The sequence below is a fragment of the Pseudomonas sp. EA_65y_Pfl2_P78 genome (genome assembly GCF_963970495.1).
Lineage (GTDB): Bacteria > Pseudomonadota > Gammaproteobacteria > Pseudomonadales > Pseudomonadaceae > Aquipseudomonas > Aquipseudomonas baetica_A.
The window spans coordinates 183,211-199,706 of the sequence record NZ_CAXAON010000001.1 but is presented as its reverse complement, the minus strand read 5'-3'; the positions used below and the strand labels follow the sequence as shown (position 1 = coordinate 199,706).

The 16,496-nt window shown below is 60.3% G+C and carries 21 protein-coding genes; 9 read left to right on the top strand and 12 right to left on the bottom strand.

Annotated features, from left to right (window positions below; translation table 11 throughout):
• The first annotated feature begins 229 nt into the window (after positions 1-229).
• The 4 genes from ftsY (at position 230) to rpoH (ending at position 4,397) form a co-directional block, all read left to right on the top strand.
• On the top strand, positions 230-1,738 hold the full coding sequence (gene ftsY / locus AACY02_RS00920) for a signal recognition particle-docking protein FtsY (RefSeq protein WP_339430359.1): 1,509 nt from the start codon (positions 230-232) through the stop codon (positions 1,736-1,738).
• Positions 1,735-2,406, top strand: a complete 672-nt coding sequence (gene ftsE, locus AACY02_RS00915) for a cell division ATP-binding protein FtsE (RefSeq protein WP_003229148.1) — start codon at positions 1,735-1,737, stop codon at positions 2,404-2,406. The genes ftsY and ftsE overlap by 4 nt, the downstream gene beginning before the upstream one ends.
• On the top strand, positions 2,403-3,428 hold the full coding sequence (gene ftsX, locus AACY02_RS00910) for a permease-like cell division protein FtsX (RefSeq protein ID WP_221732397.1): 1,026 nt from the start codon (positions 2,403-2,405) through the stop codon (positions 3,426-3,428). The genes ftsE and ftsX overlap by 4 nt, the downstream gene beginning before the upstream one ends.
• A gap of 114 nt (positions 3,429-3,542) precedes the next feature.
• Positions 3,543-4,397, top strand: coding sequence for an RNA polymerase sigma factor RpoH (gene rpoH, locus AACY02_RS00905; RefSeq protein WP_003229146.1), 855 nt, complete (start codon positions 3,543-3,545; stop codon positions 4,395-4,397).
• A gap of 184 nt (positions 4,398-4,581) precedes the next feature.
• On the opposite strand, the gene mtgA is transcribed toward rpoH, so the two are convergent.
• Positions 4,582-5,304: a monofunctional biosynthetic peptidoglycan transglycosylase gene (gene mtgA / locus AACY02_RS00900; RefSeq protein WP_339430358.1), complete on the bottom strand. Its 723-nt coding sequence runs from the start codon at positions 5,302-5,304 to the stop codon at positions 4,582-4,584.
• Between the two features lie 74 nt (positions 5,305-5,378).
• On the opposite strand from mtgA, the gene AACY02_RS00895 reads away from it, so the two are divergent.
• The 4 genes from AACY02_RS00895 (at position 5,379) to trmB (ending at position 7,621) form a co-directional block, all read left to right on the top strand.
• Positions 5,379-5,759 (top strand): DUF423 domain-containing protein, encoded by a 381-nt coding sequence (locus AACY02_RS00895; RefSeq protein WP_339430357.1) that lies wholly within the window; start codon positions 5,379-5,381, stop codon positions 5,757-5,759.
• A gap of 71 nt (positions 5,760-5,830) precedes the next feature.
• Positions 5,831-6,031: a sulfur carrier protein ThiS gene (gene thiS, locus AACY02_RS00890; protein WP_122604433.1), complete on the top strand. Its 201-nt coding sequence runs from the start codon at positions 5,831-5,833 to the stop codon at positions 6,029-6,031.
• Between the two features lie 60 nt (positions 6,032-6,091).
• A complete protein-coding gene (locus AACY02_RS00885) occupies positions 6,092-6,886 on the top strand; it encodes a thiazole synthase (protein WP_339430356.1) in 795 nt (264 codons plus the stop codon).
• A gap of 9 nt (positions 6,887-6,895) precedes the next feature.
• A complete protein-coding gene (trmB, locus tag AACY02_RS00880) occupies positions 6,896-7,621 on the top strand; it encodes a tRNA (guanosine(46)-N7)-methyltransferase TrmB (protein ID WP_007913622.1) in 726 nt (241 codons plus the stop codon).
• A 130-nt stretch (positions 7,622-7,751) separates the two neighbouring features.
• On the opposite strand, the gene AACY02_RS00875 is transcribed toward trmB, so the two are convergent.
• The 10 genes from AACY02_RS00875 to AACY02_RS00830 form a co-directional block, all read right to left on the bottom strand.
• A complete protein-coding gene (locus AACY02_RS00875; protein ID WP_095186985.1) occupies positions 7,752-8,075 on the bottom strand; it encodes a DUF3392 domain-containing protein in 324 nt (107 codons plus the stop codon).
• 22 nt (positions 8,076-8,097) lie between these two features.
• Positions 8,098-9,303, bottom strand: coding sequence for a radical SAM family heme chaperone HemW (hemW, locus tag AACY02_RS00870; RefSeq protein WP_339430355.1), 1,206 nt, complete (start codon positions 9,301-9,303; stop codon positions 8,098-8,100).
• On the bottom strand, positions 9,300-9,896 hold the full coding sequence (gene rdgB, locus AACY02_RS00865) for an RdgB/HAM1 family non-canonical purine NTP pyrophosphatase (protein WP_339430354.1): 597 nt from the start codon (positions 9,894-9,896) through the stop codon (positions 9,300-9,302). Before rdgB ends, hemW begins: the two co-directional genes overlap by 4 nt.
• Positions 9,893-10,327, bottom strand: coding sequence for a DUF4426 domain-containing protein (locus tag AACY02_RS00860; protein WP_221732391.1), 435 nt, complete (start codon positions 10,325-10,327; stop codon positions 9,893-9,895). The genes rdgB and AACY02_RS00860 overlap by 4 nt, the downstream gene beginning before the upstream one ends.
• A gap of 26 nt (positions 10,328-10,353) precedes the next feature.
• Positions 10,354-10,974 carry a methionine biosynthesis protein MetW gene (gene metW, locus AACY02_RS00855; protein ID WP_339430353.1) on the bottom strand — a complete coding sequence of 207 codons (621 nt, stop codon included), beginning with the start codon at positions 10,972-10,974 and terminating at the stop codon, positions 10,354-10,356.
• A gap of 7 nt (positions 10,975-10,981) precedes the next feature.
• Positions 10,982-12,121: a homoserine O-succinyltransferase MetX gene (gene metX, locus AACY02_RS00850; RefSeq protein ID WP_339430352.1), complete on the bottom strand. Its 1,140-nt coding sequence runs from the start codon at positions 12,119-12,121 to the stop codon at positions 10,982-10,984.
• A gap of 65 nt (positions 12,122-12,186) precedes the next feature.
• A complete protein-coding gene (locus AACY02_RS00845; RefSeq protein WP_169432301.1) occupies positions 12,187-12,477 on the bottom strand; it encodes a DUF167 domain-containing protein in 291 nt (96 codons plus the stop codon).
• Positions 12,474-13,064 (bottom strand): YggT family protein, encoded by a 591-nt coding sequence (locus AACY02_RS00840; RefSeq protein WP_339430351.1) that lies wholly within the window; start codon positions 13,062-13,064, stop codon positions 12,474-12,476. Before AACY02_RS00840 ends, AACY02_RS00845 begins: the two co-directional genes overlap by 4 nt.
• Before the next feature lie 10 nt (positions 13,065-13,074).
• The gene (gene proC / locus AACY02_RS00835) at positions 13,075-13,893 is read right to left on the bottom strand and encodes a pyrroline-5-carboxylate reductase (protein WP_339430350.1); all 819 of its coding nucleotides are present in this window, start codon (positions 13,891-13,893) and stop codon (positions 13,075-13,077) included.
• A gap of 23 nt (positions 13,894-13,916) precedes the next feature.
• Positions 13,917-14,603, bottom strand: a complete 687-nt coding sequence (locus tag AACY02_RS00830; RefSeq protein WP_339430349.1) for a YggS family pyridoxal phosphate-dependent enzyme — start codon at positions 14,601-14,603, stop codon at positions 13,917-13,919.
• Positions 14,604-14,659: 56 nt separating this feature from the next.
• Here AACY02_RS00830 and AACY02_RS00825 point away from each other — a divergent pair, with 56 nt between their 5' ends.
• Complete coding sequence (locus AACY02_RS00825) at positions 14,660-15,694, top strand: type IV pilus twitching motility protein PilT (RefSeq protein ID WP_339430348.1); 1,035 nt, start codon at positions 14,660-14,662, stop codon at positions 15,692-15,694.
• Positions 15,695-15,838: 144 nt separating this feature from the next.
• Here the strand turns inward: AACY02_RS00825 and AACY02_RS00820 are convergent, their stop codons facing one another.
• Positions 15,839-16,456 carry a C40 family peptidase gene (locus AACY02_RS00820; RefSeq protein WP_339430347.1) on the bottom strand — a complete coding sequence of 206 codons (618 nt, stop codon included), beginning with the start codon at positions 16,454-16,456 and terminating at the stop codon, positions 15,839-15,841.
• Between the last annotated feature and the right edge of the window lie 40 nt (positions 16,457-16,496).

The window sequence follows — 16,496 nt, the reverse complement described above, 5'->3', positions numbered from 1 at the left end:
CGGCTGCATGGGTTTGCGGCAGAAAGCTGCGGTGTATCGACTAAACTACGCTTTTTCGCCGATTTTGCCGGTTTAGTCCTTCGTTAATACGATTCTTTGGGGTGCCGCTGGTGCCTCGACAAAATGTTGCGCGTGAACAAGCTGGGTGAAACACAGTCTGTTCTGCATCGAATATTTATTTGCCGGGGCGCCCTTATGGCGCGTCGCTACTGTGAGATAGCCGTCCTCCATGTTTGGTTCCAACGACGACAAGAAGACCCCAGCTGCGGCTGGCGAGAAGAAAAGCCTGTTCGGATGGCTGCGTAAAAAACCGCAGGAACCCGTCGTCGAACAGCCGCCCGCGATTCCTGAACCGGTCAACGCACCCGCTCCTGTAATAGAAGAAGAGCCGGCGCCGACCATTCTGCCGATTGCCGAGCCAGTGTTACAACCGGCGGCCGAGCCAGAGCCGGCGCCGGAGGTGGTTGCCGAGTTGCCGCTGACCCCGGTTGCAGAGCCGTGGCTCACCTTGCCAGTGGCCGAAGAGCCGGTGGCGCTGGTGGAAGAAGCCGCCCCTCACGTCACGCCGCCCATTCCAGCGCCAGCCGCGTTCGTTGCCGAGGTGGCTCCGGCGCCTGTGGTTGAGCCGGTTGTCGAGCCTGCGCCGGTTGTTCCTGAGCCTGTTGCGCCCGTGGTTGTTGAGCCAGTTGCTCCAGTCGTCCAGCAACCAGAGCCAAAACCCGCGCCAGGTGTTGCCGCGCCAATCGTTGCGGCGGACGCTGCGCCCGCGCCAGTGTCGGCCGAAGCCCCGCGCACCGAAGAAACCAAAGCCGGCTTCTTCGCCCGTCTCAAACAAGGCTTGTCGAAGACCAGCGCCAGCATCGGCGAGGGCATGGCCAGCCTGTTTCTCGGCAGGAAGACCATCGATGACGAGCTGCTCGACGACCTCGAAACCCGTCTGCTGACGGCCGACGTTGGTGTCGAAGCCACCACGCAGATCATTCAACGCCTGACCCAGAAGGTCGCCCGTAAAGAGCTGGCTGACGCTGACGCACTGTACAAATCCTTGCAGGCTGAACTGGCCGCTATGCTCAAGCCAGTTGAGCAACCCTTGAAAATCGTTTCGCAGAACAAGCCGTTCGTGATTCTGGTGGTGGGCGTCAACGGCGCCGGCAAAACCACCACCATTGGCAAACTGGCGAAAAAACTGCAACTGGAAGGCAAGAAAGTCATGCTCGCCGCCGGTGACACCTTCCGCGCCGCGGCCGTGGAGCAATTGCAGGTCTGGGGCGAGCGCAACAAGATCCCGGTGATCGCTCAGCACACCGGCGCCGACTCGGCCTCGGTGATCTTCGACGCCGTGCAGGCCGCCAAGGCCCGTGGTATCGACGTGTTGATCGCTGATACCGCCGGTCGTCTGCACACCAAAGACAACCTGATGGAAGAGCTGAAAAAGGTTCGCCGCGTCATTGGCAAACTCGACGCCGACGCCCCGCACGAAGTGCTGCTGGTGCTCGACGCCGGTACCGGCCAGAACGCCATCAACCAGGCCAAGCAATTCAACCAGACCGTCGCACTGACCGGCCTGGCGCTGACCAAGCTCGACGGCACCGCCAAGGGTGGGGTGATTTTTGCCCTGGCCAAGCAGTTTGGTCTGCCGATCCGCTACATTGGCGTCGGTGAAGGCATCGACGATTTGCGTACCTTTGAAGCCGAACCCTTTGTCCAGGCGCTGTTTGCCGAGCGGGAGCGTTCATGATTCGTTTCGAACAGGTCGGTAAACGCTACCCGAACGGTCACGTCGGCTTGCATGAGCTGAGCTTTCGAGTCCGTCGTGGCGAGTTCTTGTTTGTCACCGGCCATTCCGGTGCGGGTAAATCCACCTTGTTGCGCCTGTTGCTGGCGATGGAGCGTCCGACCAGCGGCAAACTGCTGCTGGCCGGGCAAGATCTGAGCACCATCAGCAACGCGCAGATTCCGTTTCTGCGCCGGCAGATTGGTGTGGTGTTCCAGAACCACCAGTTGCTGTTCGACCGCACCGTTTTCAACAATGTCGCGTTGCCACTGCAGATTCTCGGCCTGTCCAAGGCCGAAATCGCCAAGCGGGTCGACTCGGCGCTGGAGCGTGTGGCGCTGTCGGATAAAACCGATCTGTACCCGGGCGACCTGTCCACCGGTCAGCAACAGCGCGTCGGCATCGCCCGCGCCATCGTTCACCGCCCAGCGTTACTGCTGGCGGACGAACCGACCGGTAACCTCGACCCGCGTCTGGCGGCCGAGATCATGGGGGTGTTTGAAGACATCAACCGACTGGGCACCAGCGTGCTGATCGCCAGTCACGACCTGGCGCTGATTGCGCGCATGCGTCATCGCATGCTGACCTTGCAACGCGGCCGATTGATCGGCGACGGGGAGGCCGGCGTATGAGTGCGACACGCAGTCCGAAGGTTTCCGAGCGCGTGGCCCCGAAAGCCGCCGATCCACAACCGCCAAAAAAGAAAAAGCACGACGATGACGACGGCCCGGACTTCGCCACGCTGTTTCGCGCCTGGGTCGAAAGCCACCGTGCCAGTCTGCTCGACAGTTTGCGTCGTCTGGGCAAGCAGCCGATCGGCAGTTTCTTCACCTGCATGGTGATGGCCGTGGCGCTGAGCTTGCCGATGGGCTTGTCGTTGTTGCTCAACAACGTCGAGCGTCTTGGCGGTTCGTGGCAGCGTGCGGCGCAGATCTCGCTGTACCTGCAACTCGATGCCAGCCCAGAGCAGGGCGAGTCGCTGCGCGAGCAGATCAAAGCCATGCCCGGTGTAGCTGATGCTGAATATGTTGGCCGTGACCAGGCGCTGGAAGAGTTCCAGCAGCAGTCGGGATTGGGCGAAGCCCTGCGTGAGCTGCCCGAAAACCCGCTCCCGGGCGTAGTGCTGGTGACGCCGGACGAGGTCGATAAAGCGACGCTGGAAGCATTAAGACAAAAACTTTCCGAACTGCCCAAGGTACAACAGGCGCAACTTGATCTAGTCTGGGTCGAGCGTCTGGCCGCCATCCTCAAGCTCGGTGATCGTTTTGTCTTCGGCCTGACGGTGCTTTTGGTGTCTGCATTACTTTTGGTGATAGGCAATACCATTCGTCTTCATATTGAAAACCGCCGCACCGAGATAGAAGTGATTAAACTCGTCGGCGGCACTGACAGCTATGTGCGCCGTCCTTTCCTTTATATGGGCGCGCTGTATGGCTTCGGTGCGGGGCTGTTGTCCTGGGGAGTATTGGCGTTCGGCCTGAACTGGCTGAACGATGCGGTGGTTGGACTGGCCGGCTTGTACGGCAGTGATTTCGCACTGGCCGGAGTGCCAGTTGCCGACGGTCTGTCGCTCTTGCTTGGCGCGGTGCTGTTGGGTTATATCGGTGCATGGATTGCAGTAGCACGCCATCTCAGGGAGCTGGCGCCGAAGTAGAATCTTTTTGCGCGTGATTGGCCTTACGGTTTTTTTGGGAACTTGTACCTGAGTTCCCGGTCAATTTTTCGCAGTGCTGAAAGGCACAAGTATGTAAGCCGGAGGTTTTTTCGTATGACCAATTCTTTGCAACCTGCGTACGCGTTGGTTCCGGGTGCGAACCTGGAAGCCTATGTGCACACCGTCAACAGCATTCCATTGCTGACGCCGGAGCAGGAGCGTGAACTGGCCGAGAGTCTCTACTATGAGCAGGATTTGGGGGCGGCTCGGCAGATGGTGCTCGCCCACCTGCGTTTTGTCGTACACATTGCCCGTAGCTATTCCGGCTACGGTCTGGCTCAGGCTGACCTGATCCAGGAAGGTAACGTCGGCCTGATGAAGGCCGTAAAACGTTTCAACCCGGAAATGGGTGTGCGCCTGGTGTCGTTCGCTGTGCACTGGATCAAGGCGGAAATTCACGAGTTCATCCTGCGCAACTGGCGCATTGTGAAAGTCGCGACCACCAAGGCCCAGCGCAAACTGTTCTTCAACCTGCGCAGCCAGAAGAAACGTCTGGCGTGGCTGAACAACGAGGAAGTCCACCGTGTGGCGGAAAGCCTCGGCGTCGAGCCGCGGGAAGTGCGAGAGATGGAAAGTCGCCTGACCGGCCATGACATGGCCTTCGACCCGGCTGCCGAAGCCGACGATGACAGCGCCTTCCAGTCGCCAGCCAACTATCTGGAAGACCACCGGTACGACCCGGCGCGTCAACTGGAAGATGCCGACTGGAGTGACAACTCCAACCACAACCTGCACGAAGCACTGGAAGTGCTGGACGAGCGTAGCCGTGACATCCTCTACCAGCGCTGGCTGGCAGAAGAGAAGGCCACGCTGCACGACCTGGCGCAGAAGTACAATGTGTCGGCCGAGCGTATCCGTCAGCTCGAAAAGAGCGCGATGAACAAGCTCAAGTTGTCGATTGCCGCGTAACCGCCCTACAGGCAATAAAAAACGCCCCGATCAGTAATGATCGGGGCGTTTTTTATGGTTCAGTGCAAACCAAATGTGGGAGCGAAAGCGGTAGATCATTGAACATAGATGTTGTCTGACTCCACGCCTTCGCGGGCAAGCCTGGCTCCCACAGGGGCCTTCAGGGCGCTAAGACGACGTTTTGTCATTCGGACCAAGGCGCCCGACGCGAATCATTGAGCCCGAGCAGATAGCTCGTCCCGCCCAGTTGCCTCATCTGCTGGCGAATCCATCCCGCTCGCCGCGAGACATACGCGGTCGGATGGCTTGCGCTCCAAACCCGTGGGTTCGGCAATACGGCTGCCAGATAACTCGCCTGCTGGCGGGACAGCGACCTGGCGCTCACACCAAAGTGATGCCGGGCCGCCGCTTCGGCGCCAAACACCCCGTCATCCCACTCGGCGCTGTTCAGATACACCTCAAGAATTCGCTGCTTGGGCCAGAACACCTCGATCAGCGCGGTAAACCACGCTTCCAGGCCTTTACGCAGATAGCTGCGGCCGGACCACAGAAACAGGTTTTTCGAGACTTGCTGGCTCAAGGTACTTGCGCCACGGATCGAGCCGCCGAGTTCGTTATGGGCCAGCGCTGCCTGAATGGCGCCAAAGTCAAAACCCCAATGCTCGGGAAATTTCTGATCCTCACCGGCCATGACTGCCACTTTGAGATCGTCGGAGATTTCGTTCCACGGCTTCCACGTGCGCTGCAGGTCAATCGGCTCACCATCGACCCACGATTCAATCTTGCGTTCGACCATCAATGCCGTACCCGGCGGCGGTACGAAACGAAACACCAGCACCAGCAAGACGCTGCCGCTGGCGAACCAGAGCAGGGCCTTCGTGAGACGACGGAAAATAGAACGCAGCATAGAGATGGCTTGGCCGAACCGGTGGAGCGGGCCATTATACAGACCCTGCCGATCGAGTCTGAATGGAGTTCCCAATGTTGCGTGGCTTTCTGATGCTGGCCGCTTTCTTTGGTTTTACTGGCGTAGCCTTGGGCGCGTTCGCCGCTCATGGCCTGAAAAGCCGCCTGACGCCCGAGTACCTTGCGATTTTCCACACGGGCGTGACCTACCAACTGCTGCACACCTTGGCGCTGTTTGGTGTGGCGCTGCTGGCCACGCAGATTCAGGGGCGGCTGGTGACCTGGGCTGGCGTTTCGTTCGCTGTCGGTATCGTGTTGTTCTCCGGCAGTCTGTACGTGCTGACCACCACCGGCATCAGCAAGCTCGGCATCATCACCCCATTTGGTGGCCTGGCGTTTCTGGTCGGTTGGGTATGCCTGGGCCTCGCCGCCTGGCGCTTGCAACCAACCGCTTGACGCTTGGTGCTGACCTTTAGGTCATGATCGGGCTAGAATGCCAGCCCCTAAAAATGATGGCGGCGTTACGCATGCGCATTCAGTTGAACGGCGAATCCCTTGAACTGCCCGACGGCGAGACCGTTGCGGCCCTGATCACTCGTCTGGAACTGACCGGGCGTCGAGTAGCAGTCGAACTCAATCTGGATATCGTCCCGCGCAGCCAGCATGCCGACACCACGCTCAACGACGGCGATAACGTCGAAGTTGTGCACGCTATCGGCGGCGGCTAATCGTCCGGTTCGCAAGGCCACAGAATTCTGCAAGACCCTCACCCCTAAAGAGGATTCCCAATGAGCATCGTTCGCAGCGACAAGCCTTTTGTTCTGGCCGGTCGTACTTACCAGTCGCGCTTGCTGGTGGGTACCGGCAAGTACCGTGACATGGACGAAACCCGCCAGGCCATCGAAGCCTCGGGTGCCGAGATCGTCACCTTCGCTGTGCGCCGTACCAACCTCGGGCAGATCGAAGGCGAGCCGAACCTGCTCGACGTGCTGTCGCCGGATCGCTACACCTTCCTGCCGAACACCGCCGGTTGCTACGACGCGATAGAAGCCGTGCGTACTTGCCGCCTGGCCCGCGAGCTGCTCGATGGCCACAATCTGGTGAAGCTGGAAGTGCTGGCCGACCAGAAGACGCTGTTCCCCAATGTGATCGAAACCCTCAAGGCCGCCGAAACGCTGGTCAAGGAAGGCTTCGACGTGATGGTGTACACCAGCGATGACCCGATCATCGCCCGCCAACTGGCGGAAATCGGCTGCATCGCGGTCATGCCGCTGGCCGGTCTGATTGGTTCCGGTCTGGGGATCTGCAACCCTTACAACCTGCAGATCATCCTCGAAGAAGCGAAAATCCCTGTGTTGGTCGATGCCGGTGTCGGTACCGCTTCCGACGCCACTATCGCCATGGAGCTGGGCTGCGACGCCGTACTGATGAACTCGGCCATCGCCCACGCCCAGCAGCCGGTGATGATGGCCCAAGCCATGAAACACGCCATCGTTGCAGGCCGTCTGGCCTACCTCGCTGGCCGTATGCCGAAAAAACTCTATGCCAGCGCCTCTTCGCCGCTGGATGGTCTGATCAAGTAAGAGCCATTGATGACTGAATCGAACGACACGCCTATCCAGACGGAAGAAGGCGACGAGCGCCAACACCGCCGCATCAAGAGCTTCGTGATGCGCGCCGGGCGCATGACCGAAGGCCAGCAACGCGGTCTGGATCAGGGCGCGCCGCTTTACGTGCTGCCGCTGGCCGACGCGCCGGTGGATTACGATCAAGTGTTCGGCCGTTCGGCACCGCGCTCGCTGGAGATCGGTTTCGGCATGGGCCACTCGCTGCTCGAAATGGCGGCGGCTGCACCGGAGCAAGATTTCATCGGCGTTGAAGTTCACCGTCCGGGTGTCGGCGCGCTGCTCAATGGCGTGCTGACCCAGGGCCTGACCAACCTGCGCGTCTACGATTGCGACGCGATCGAAGTGCTCAACCGCTGCATCGCCGACAACAGCCTCGATCGCCTGATGCTGTTCTTCCCGGACCCGTGGCACAAGAGCCGTCACCACAAGCGTCGTATCGTTCAGGCGTCGTTCGCTGAACTGGTACGCAGCAAGTTGAAGGTCGGCGGCATTCTGCACATGGCCACCGACTGGGAACCGTACGCCGAATACATGCTGGAAGTGATGAACGTCGCCCCGGGCTATCGCAACCTCGCTGAAGACGGCAAGTGCGTGCCACGCCCGGCCGAACGCCCGATCACCAAGTTCGAACGCCGCGGCGAACGTCTTGGCCATGGCGTGTGGGACCTGAAGTTCGAAAAACTCGCTTAACCATCACGCAATACCCAATGTGGGAGCGGGCTTGCTCGCGAAGGTGCCGTAACAGTCGATATCAATGTCGATTGATCTAACGTCTTCGCGAGCAAGCCCGCTCCCACAGTTGTTTTGTGTGTGTTGAAAATCAGCGGCGGTCGGCGACTACGCCGATCAGCACCAGCACCACCAACAGTACCGGCGCCAGGCTGTAGTTGTTGAACTGGCTCAACCCCTTGATCACCCAGGGCGTGGCGTAGATCAGTGCGGCACCGCTGCCGATCATGCACAGCAGGGCCATCAGCGGCACGCGCAGGGCGCCGGCGATGCTGCCCAGGCGTTGTTCGACCCAGCCTTTGAAGTCGGCGCCGAACAGCACCAGCAGGCAACCCACCAGGGCCAGGGCGATTTCCGAGAGGTTGCTGCGGCTCCAGCGGGAGACGGTGGCGAGCAGGTCGAGTATCAAATCCATGCGTTTTCCCTTTGGGCTGAAGTCAGTTCAGAAATTGTTGCAGCAAATCGTTTAGAAACAGTTGTCCGCGCTCGGTGGCCGCCAGGCGTGACGGTTCGACCTGCAACAGACCGCTTTGTTCTGCCGCCGCCCGGCCTTCGGCGAGGCTTTCCAGCGACAGCCCCGTGCGCTGCGGGTACAGGCGCGATTCCACACCCGCAGTGAGGCGCAGAGCGTTCATCAGAAATTCGAACGGCATTTCATCATTGGTCAGTGCCTTTTCGCCAGCCTGAAAATTTTTCGCCGGGTTGAGGTAGTCCTTCGGCAGGCGCGTCTTCCAGGTGCGCACGATGCGCCCGTCCGGGTGGCTGAGTTTGCCGTGGGCGCCGGCGCCGATGCCGATGAAGTCACCGAAACTCCAGTAATTGAGGTTGTGCCGCGCCGGGCGACCGGGCAGGGCATAGGCCGAGACTTCGTATTGCGCGTAACCGTGTTCGGCCAGCAGCGCTTGCCCGGCTTCTTGAATGTCCCACAGCGTGTCGTCTTCCGGCAGCACAGGCGGCTGGTTCCAGAACACCGTGTTCGGTTCCAGCGTCAGTTGATACCAGGAAATGTGCGTGGGCTTGAGTTCAATGGCCTGGCGCAGATCGCTCAAGGCATCGTCCAGCGACTGATCCGGCAAGCCGTGCATCAAGTCGAGGTTGAAGTTATCGAAACCCGCCTGCCGCGCCATGCCTGCCGCGCGCACGGCTTCATCGCCGTTGTGGATGCGGCCCAAGGCCTTGAGTTTTTCCTGCTGGAAGCTCTGAATGCCGATCGACAGGCGATTGATCCCCAGCTTGCGATACGCAACGAACTTCTCTTGCTCGAACGTCCCGGGATTGGCTTCCAGAGTGATTTCGATGTCGGCGGCGAACGCAATGCGCTGCTCGACGCCTTCCAGCAAACGGCCGAGGGCGTCGGCACTGAACAGGCTGGGAGTGCCACCACCGAAGAAAATCGAACTCAACTCACGACCGTAAACGGCGTGCAGATCCTCATCGAGATCGGCCAGCAACGCGTCGACGTATTCCTGCTCCGGCAGCACTGGGCTGGCGGTGTGCGAGTTGAAATCGCAATACGGGCATTTGCGCACACACCACGGAATGTGGATGTACAGCGCCAAGGGCGGCAGCGTGGGTAGCGGTGCCCGAGGCGAAGAGGCGCCGCCGCCGATGATCAGCGACGACGCAGAGGGGGTGTCGGTCATTTCAGGCCCAGACGCTGGCGCAGCAGATCCATTGCACGGGCGCGGTGGCTGATCTGGTTCTTGTCGGCAGGGGTCAGTTCGGCGCTTGAGCAATCGCGCTCCGGCACCCAGAACAGCGGGTCGTAGCCGAAACCGTGCTCGCCGCTGGCGGCGGTCAGCATGCGCCCGTGCCACAGCCCTTCGCAGAGGATCGGCAACGGATCATCGGCGTGACGCACGAGCGCCAGGACGCAGACGAATTGCGCGCCGCGTTCGGCTTCAGGTACGTCTTTGAGGGCGTCGAGCAATTTGGCGTTGTTCGCCGCATCGCCCTTGCCGTCGGCATAGCGCGCCGAGTAGATGCCCGGCGCACCGCCGAGGAAATCCACCGCCAGACCGGAATCGTCGGCCAGCGCCGGCAGGCCGGAAATGCGTGCAGCATTGCGCGCCTTGAGGATCGCGTTCTCGACGAACGACAGGCCGGTTTCCTCCGGCTCAACCGTGCTCCACTCGCCGATCGAGCGCAGTTGCACCGATTCGCCGAGCATGGCCTGGAGTTCCTTGAGTTTGCCGGCGTTATGGCTGGCCAGTACGAGTTGCTTGAGGTTCATCATTCGCCGGGAAAAAGTTCTTGGTTGAAATTGATGGTGTCGATCTTGTCACCGGTCTGCACCTTGATTTCAAAGGTGCGGGTTTCTTGCTGAGGTACCGGGTATTGGGCGATGTAGTAGATCGCGCCCTGTTCGGTGACTTGCTTGAAATTCAGCGGCACGCTCTGGCTGGTCAGGTCTTTGACCGTGCCGGTGACGCTGGCGCTCAGTGGTTTGCCGTCCTTGATCACCGAGACATTGATCACGCCCTGGTTCTTGCTGCGGATCAGTTCGGCAGCCTTGGCGATGTCTGGCGTCAGGAAGGTGGAGTTGAAGGTGTTGTAATGCACGGTGACATCACCGAACACTTCCTTGCGCTCACTCTTGATGGCATCGGCAGCCATCGCGGTGGCGCTCAGGCAGGCAGTGAATAACAACAGCGCTAAACGGCCCATGATCGTTCTCCTCGGATTGTCGTGGCTCAGACCGCGACCTTGTGGTCAGCCAGCACGGGGCTGCTGACGCGGTAGATACCAATTTCACCTAACAGATTAGGCCATAGCTTACTGGCCCACCCGTGGCGGTGCTGTTGATCTACGGCAAGCCGATCAATGACCTTCGCGTCACGTTCGCGACAAAGTTCTTCAAAGTCTTCAAAGGTGCAGAAGTGGATGTTCGGCGTGTTGTACCAGGTATAAGGAAGAAACTCGGAAACCGGCATGCGGCCCTTGCTCGCCAGGTACCAGCGGCAGCGCCAGTGGCCGAAGTTCGGGAACGTAATGATGCACTGACGACCGACACGCAGCATTTCGTCGAGGATCTTGTCCGGGTAATGCACCGCCTGCAGGGCCTGGGTCATCACCACGATGTCGAAGCTGTTGCTGGCGAAGTTGCCCAGCCCCTTGTCCAGATCCTGCTCGATGACGTTGACGCCTTTGGCCACACACTCGGCGATGTTGTTGGCGTCGTTTTCCAGGCCATAACCGGTGACCTGTTTATGGTCGCGCAGCCAACTCAGCAACTCGCCGTTACCGCACCCGAGGTCGAGGACGCGGCTGCCAGCGGGGATCCATTCCTGGATGATTTCCAGATCAGCTCTCATGGCTTTCTCACAGCGTGATTCGGTTCATGTAATTGCCGAACGCCTGCAAGTAGCGGGGGATCGGAATCAGGAAGGCGTCGTGGCCCTGTGGCGCGTCGATTTCCAGGTAGCTGACGTCTTTGCGCGCCGCCATCAGGGCATCCACCAGTTCCCGCGAACGGGCCGGGGAGAAGCGCCAGTCGGTGGTGAACGACATCACGCAGAACTTGGCCGTGGCGTTCTCGAAGGTTTTCGCCAGGTTATCGTCGAAGTTCGCCGCCGGATCGAAGTAGTCCAGCGCCTTGGTCATCAGCAGATAGGTGTTGGCGTCGAAACGTCCGGAGAACTCTTCGCCCTGATAGCGTAAATAGCTTTCGACCTGGAACTCGACACTGTGGAAGTCGTAGTTGAGCTTCTCGCTCTTCAGGCCGCGGCCGAATTTCTCGCCCATGGAGTCGTCGGACAGGTAGGTGATGTGCCCGACCATCCGCGCCAGCATCAGCCCGCGCTTGGGGATCACACCCGCTTCCTGGAACGAACCGCCGTGAAATTCCGGGTCGGTGAGGATCGCCTGGCGCGCCACTTCGTTGAAGGCGATGTTTTGCGCCGACAGCTTGGGGGCCGAAGCGATGGCCAGGCAATGGCGTACGCGATCGGGGTAGGTGATGGTCCATTGCAACGCTTGCATGCCGCCCAGGCTACCGCCGATCACCGCTGCCCATTGGCCGATGCCCAGCAGGTCGGCCAGACGCGCCTGGCTGTGTACCCAGTCTTCGACGGTCAGCACCGGGAAATCGGCGCCAAATGGCTTGCCGGTTTCCGGGTTGAGGCTGCTCGGGCCGGTGGAGCCGTTGCAGCCGCCGAGGTTGTTCAGGCTGACCACGAAGAACTTGTGGGTGTCGATCGGTTTGCCGGGGCCGATGCAGCTGTCCCACCAGCCGGGCTTGCGGTCGTCTGGGCTGTGATAGCCGGCAGCATGATGATGGCCGGACAAGGCATGGCAGATCAGTACAGCGTTGCTCGCCTGCGCGTTCAGCGTGCCGTAGGTTTCGTAGATCAGGTCATAGGCCGCCAGCGAACGGCCACAGGCCAAAGCCAGAGGTTCGCTGAAGTGCGCCGTGTGCGGCGTCACCAGACCAACAGAATCGGGGGGGAAGGCAGTTGGCATCGACCCTGCTCTCGTTGAAATGAGGCGTAAGTCTAAAGACCGCTGGGGTTAGCGGCAAGCAACGATCAGGGGCGGCAGAGCCCCGGCAAATCCGGCAACTTCTTCGGCGAGCAGATCTTCACCCGCTTCTGCCGATTCAGCTCACCACTGAGCAAACTGACCTGGCTCTTGGAAACCCCAAAAGCCTTGGCCAGAAAACCCATCAGGTAGGCATTGGCCTTGCCCTCGACCGGCGGCGCGGTCAGGCGGATCTTCAAACGATCACCATGCAGCCCGGCGAAATCATCGCTACGGGCCGCCGGTTGAAGATGACATTCGAGGATCAGGTCGTCCCCGTCCCAGCGAAACCAGCTCACATCAGCAGGCGCAGGATTTCCGGCATCATCGTCATCGCCGCGAGGTTGTTGATCACCAGCATGTCGATCAGTTTCAACGCGAGGAAGGCGAAGATCGGCGACAGGTCCAGGCCACCCATGCTTGGCAGGAGGCGACGGAACGGCGCCAGGGCCGGTTCGCAGATCTGATTGACCAGTTCGGCACCGGGGTTGTGGCTGCCCGGAGCGACCCACGACAGGATCACGCTGATGATCAGGGCGAAGAAGAAGATCTTCAGAAACAGCGCGGTCACGCCAATGATCGACCAAATGAACAGTTGCAGCGGGTTGCCGGTGGTGCCGTAAGTCAGCAGCAGGGTCAGCGCCATCAGCGCCAGTTGCACCAGAATCGCCAGCACCAGCGACGACATGTCGAGACCGAACACGCTCGGGATGATTCGGCGCAGAGGCTTGAGCAATGGCTGGGTGGCCTTGACCACGAACTGGCACAGCGGGTTGTAGAAATTCGCCCGCACCAGTTGCAGGACGAAGCGCAGCAGTACGATCAGCAGGTACAGGCTGCCGAGGGTTTGCAGCACGTAAACCGCTGCGGTGTTCAATCCAATCATGTAAGGCTCCTTATTTGCCCAGTTGTTCGGCCATTTCGGCCGAGCGGTGCGCGGCGGCGCCGAGTGCTTTTTCAACCAGGGCTTCGAAACCACCGGCCTGGAACGATTTGATTGCAGCTTCTGTGGTGCCGGCCGGCGACGTCACGCGGCGGCGCAGTTCGGCGGCATCAACGTCGCTGGAAGCGGCCATGTGCGCGGCGCCCAGGGCGGTTTGCAGGGTCAGTTGTTCAGCGGTTTCTTTTGGCAGGCCGAGTTTGACGCCAGCAGCGGTCATCGCTTCGATCAGCAGGAAGAAATACGCCGGGCCGGAACCGGACACCGCAGTGACCGCATCCAGTTGTTGTTCTTCGTTCAGCCACAGCGCCATGCCGACGGCGGACAGTAGCTCTTCGGCTTGCTGACGCTGCTCGGCGGTCACTGCGTCGGTGGCGTACAAACCGCTGACGCCCTGACGCAACAGCGCCGGGGTGTTCGGCATGCAGCGCACAATCGGCTGTTCGCCGAGCCAGGCGGTCATGCTGGCGCAGGTGATGCCAGCGGCAATCGAAACCACCAGTTGATTGGGTTTCAGGCTCGGGCGGATGGCTTCGCAGACGGCTTTCATTGCCTGAGGCTTGACCGCGAGAACGACGACGTCGACGCCGTCGATGGCTTGGGCGTTGTCGGCAAATGTTTCGATGCCATGCGCGGCGCTGACCTTGGCGCGGGTTTCTTCACCCGGATCGCTGGCGCGGATGTGCGTGGCTTCCAGACCCTTGGCCCGCAGGCCGCCGATGAGGCTGGCGGCCATGTTGCCGGCACCGATAAAGGCAATGCGTGTGTTGCTCATGTCAGGTCCTTATCTGGAAATGTTCAGGATTGGGAATAATCTCGGGCGCCAAACAGGGCCGTACCGATACGAACCCAGGTGGCGCCTTGGGCGATAGCCGACTCAAGATCGTGGCTCATGCCCATCGAAAGTGTGTCGAGCGGCAGACTCAGGCTTTCCTGCAAACGTTGCACGGCGGCAAAAGCGGCGTCCTGTTCGGCGCGCTCTTCGGTTGGCTCGGGAATGGCCATCAGTCCGCGCAGCTTCAGGCGCGGCAGGGCGCTGATGGCCAAGGCCAGTGCCGGCAGGTCGGCCGGGGTGCAGCCGGACTTGCTGGCTTCACCGCTGACGTTGACCTGAATGCAGATGTTCAGCGGCGGCAGGTCGGCCGGGCGCTGCTCGGACAGGCGTTGGGCGATTTTCAGGCGATCCACGGAGTGCACCCAGTCGAAATGCTCGGCGATGGCGCGAGTCTTGTTCGATTGAATGGGGCCGATGAAGTGCCAGATCAAGGGCAGGTCGGCCAGTTCGAGCTGTTTGCCCAAGGCTTCCTGCAGGTAGTTCTCGCCAAAGTCACGCAAGCCGGCGGCATGCCCTTCGCGCAGGGCCTGGGCGGGTTTGGTTTTGCTTACCGCCAGCAGTTGGACGCTGTTTTCATCGCGCTTTGCAGCTTTTACCGCTGCCTGGATGCGCGAACCAACCAGTTGGATGTTGTCTGCTATCGTGGACATCAAGAGGTGCCAGCGGTCTGAAGGTTCGCGGCATTCTACTGGAATTGAGGAGCGCTATGGATATCACTGAACTGCTGGCCTTCAGCGCCAAACAGGGCGCGTCCGACCTGCACCTGTCGGCCGGTCTGCCGCCGATGATCCGCGTCGATGGCGATGTGCGACGGATCAATCTGCCCGCGCTGGATCACAAGCAAGTGCACGAATTGATCTACGACATCATGAACGACACCCAGCGGGTCGACTTCGAGAAACACCTGGAAACGGATTTCTCCTTCGAGGTCCCTGGCGTGGCGCGCTTTCGGGTCAATGCGTTCAACCAGAACCGTGGCGCCGGGGCGGTGTTTCGCACCATTCCCTCGAAAGTGTTGAGCATGGAAGACCTCGCCATGGGCGACGTCTTTCGCAAGATCACCGATGCGCCACGCGGGCTGGTGCTGGTCACCGGGCCGACCGGTTCCGGCAAGTCGACCACGCTGGCGGCGATGATCGATTACCTCAACACCCATCGCCATCACCACATCCTGACCATCGAAGATCCCATCGAATTCGTTCACGAATCGCGCAAATGTCTGATCAATCAGCGTGAAGTCCACCGCGATACCCGCAGTTTCGCCACCGCGTTGCGTTCAGCGTTGCGGGAAGACCCGGATGTGATCCTGGTGGGCGAGATGCGCGACCTGGAAACCATTCGCCTGGCGCTGACCGCGGCTGAAACCGGGCATCTGGTGTTCGGCACGCTGCACACCACTTCGGCGGCCAAGACCATCGATCGGGTGGTGGACGTGTTTCCCGGTGACGAGAAATCGATGGTGCGTTCAATGCTGTCAGAGTCGTTGCTGGCAGTCGTCTCGCAGACGCTGATCAAGAAGGTTGGCGGCGGACGGGTGGCGGCGCACGAAATCATGCTGGGCACGTCGGCGATCCGTAACCTGATCCGGGAGGACAAGGTGGCGCAGATGTATTCGGCGATTCAGACCGGCGGGTCGTTGGGGATGCAGACACTGGACATGTGCCTGAAGGATCTGGTGACCAAAGGCTTGATCAGTCGCGAGCATGCGCGGGATAAGGCGCGTACGCCGGATAATTTCTGAGCGGGCGCTTGTGTCGCTTCCATTGCACCCTTCGCGAGCAAGCCCGCTCCCACCTTTGATTTGTGAACGACACAGATCCAATGTGGGAGCGGGCTTGCTCGCGAAGGGGCCAGTACTGCTTGAACAGATTCTGGATCAGTCAGCTCAGCGCTGAACCACGCGCATCTGCTTCGACTCGTTGGGCAATACGCGTTTGGCCACGACGTAATGCTTCTGCCAGTACGGTTTGTTCAGTGTGTCGATGCTCACCGCTTTGCCACGACGTGGTGCGTGGATGAAGCGGTCGTTGCCCAGGTAGATTGCAACGTGATTGACCCGACGGCTCTTGATGTTGAAGAAGATCAGATCGCCCGGCTTCAGATCCTTGCGCTCGACTTTTACGCCGTGGCCGCTGGCCATGGCATTGGAGGTGCGTGGCAGGTCGAACGTAGCGTCGTTGAACGCGTATTTCACCAGGCCGCTGCAATCGAAGCCTTTACTGGGGCTGCTGCCGCCCCAACGGTAAGGCGTACCGAGGACGTTCACCGCACGGCTGAGGACGTTGCTGCTGGTTTTGTTCGCCATCTGCGGAAGCAGCTTGCTGTGGCCATTGCTGCTCAGGACGGTGTGTTTGACCTGTTTGCTTTTGCTCGATGGCGCAGAAGCATGGGATTTAGGGGTAAAGCCGTTAACGTTGGGAAGACGTTGCTCACGATTGGTGGCGTGGGCGGCCAGTGGCATTAATAGGCAAATAGTTAGCCATGTCTTGAAAAATGGTCGCATTAGGCGTGGCTCTTAGGTGATAGCGCGCAACTTTATAACA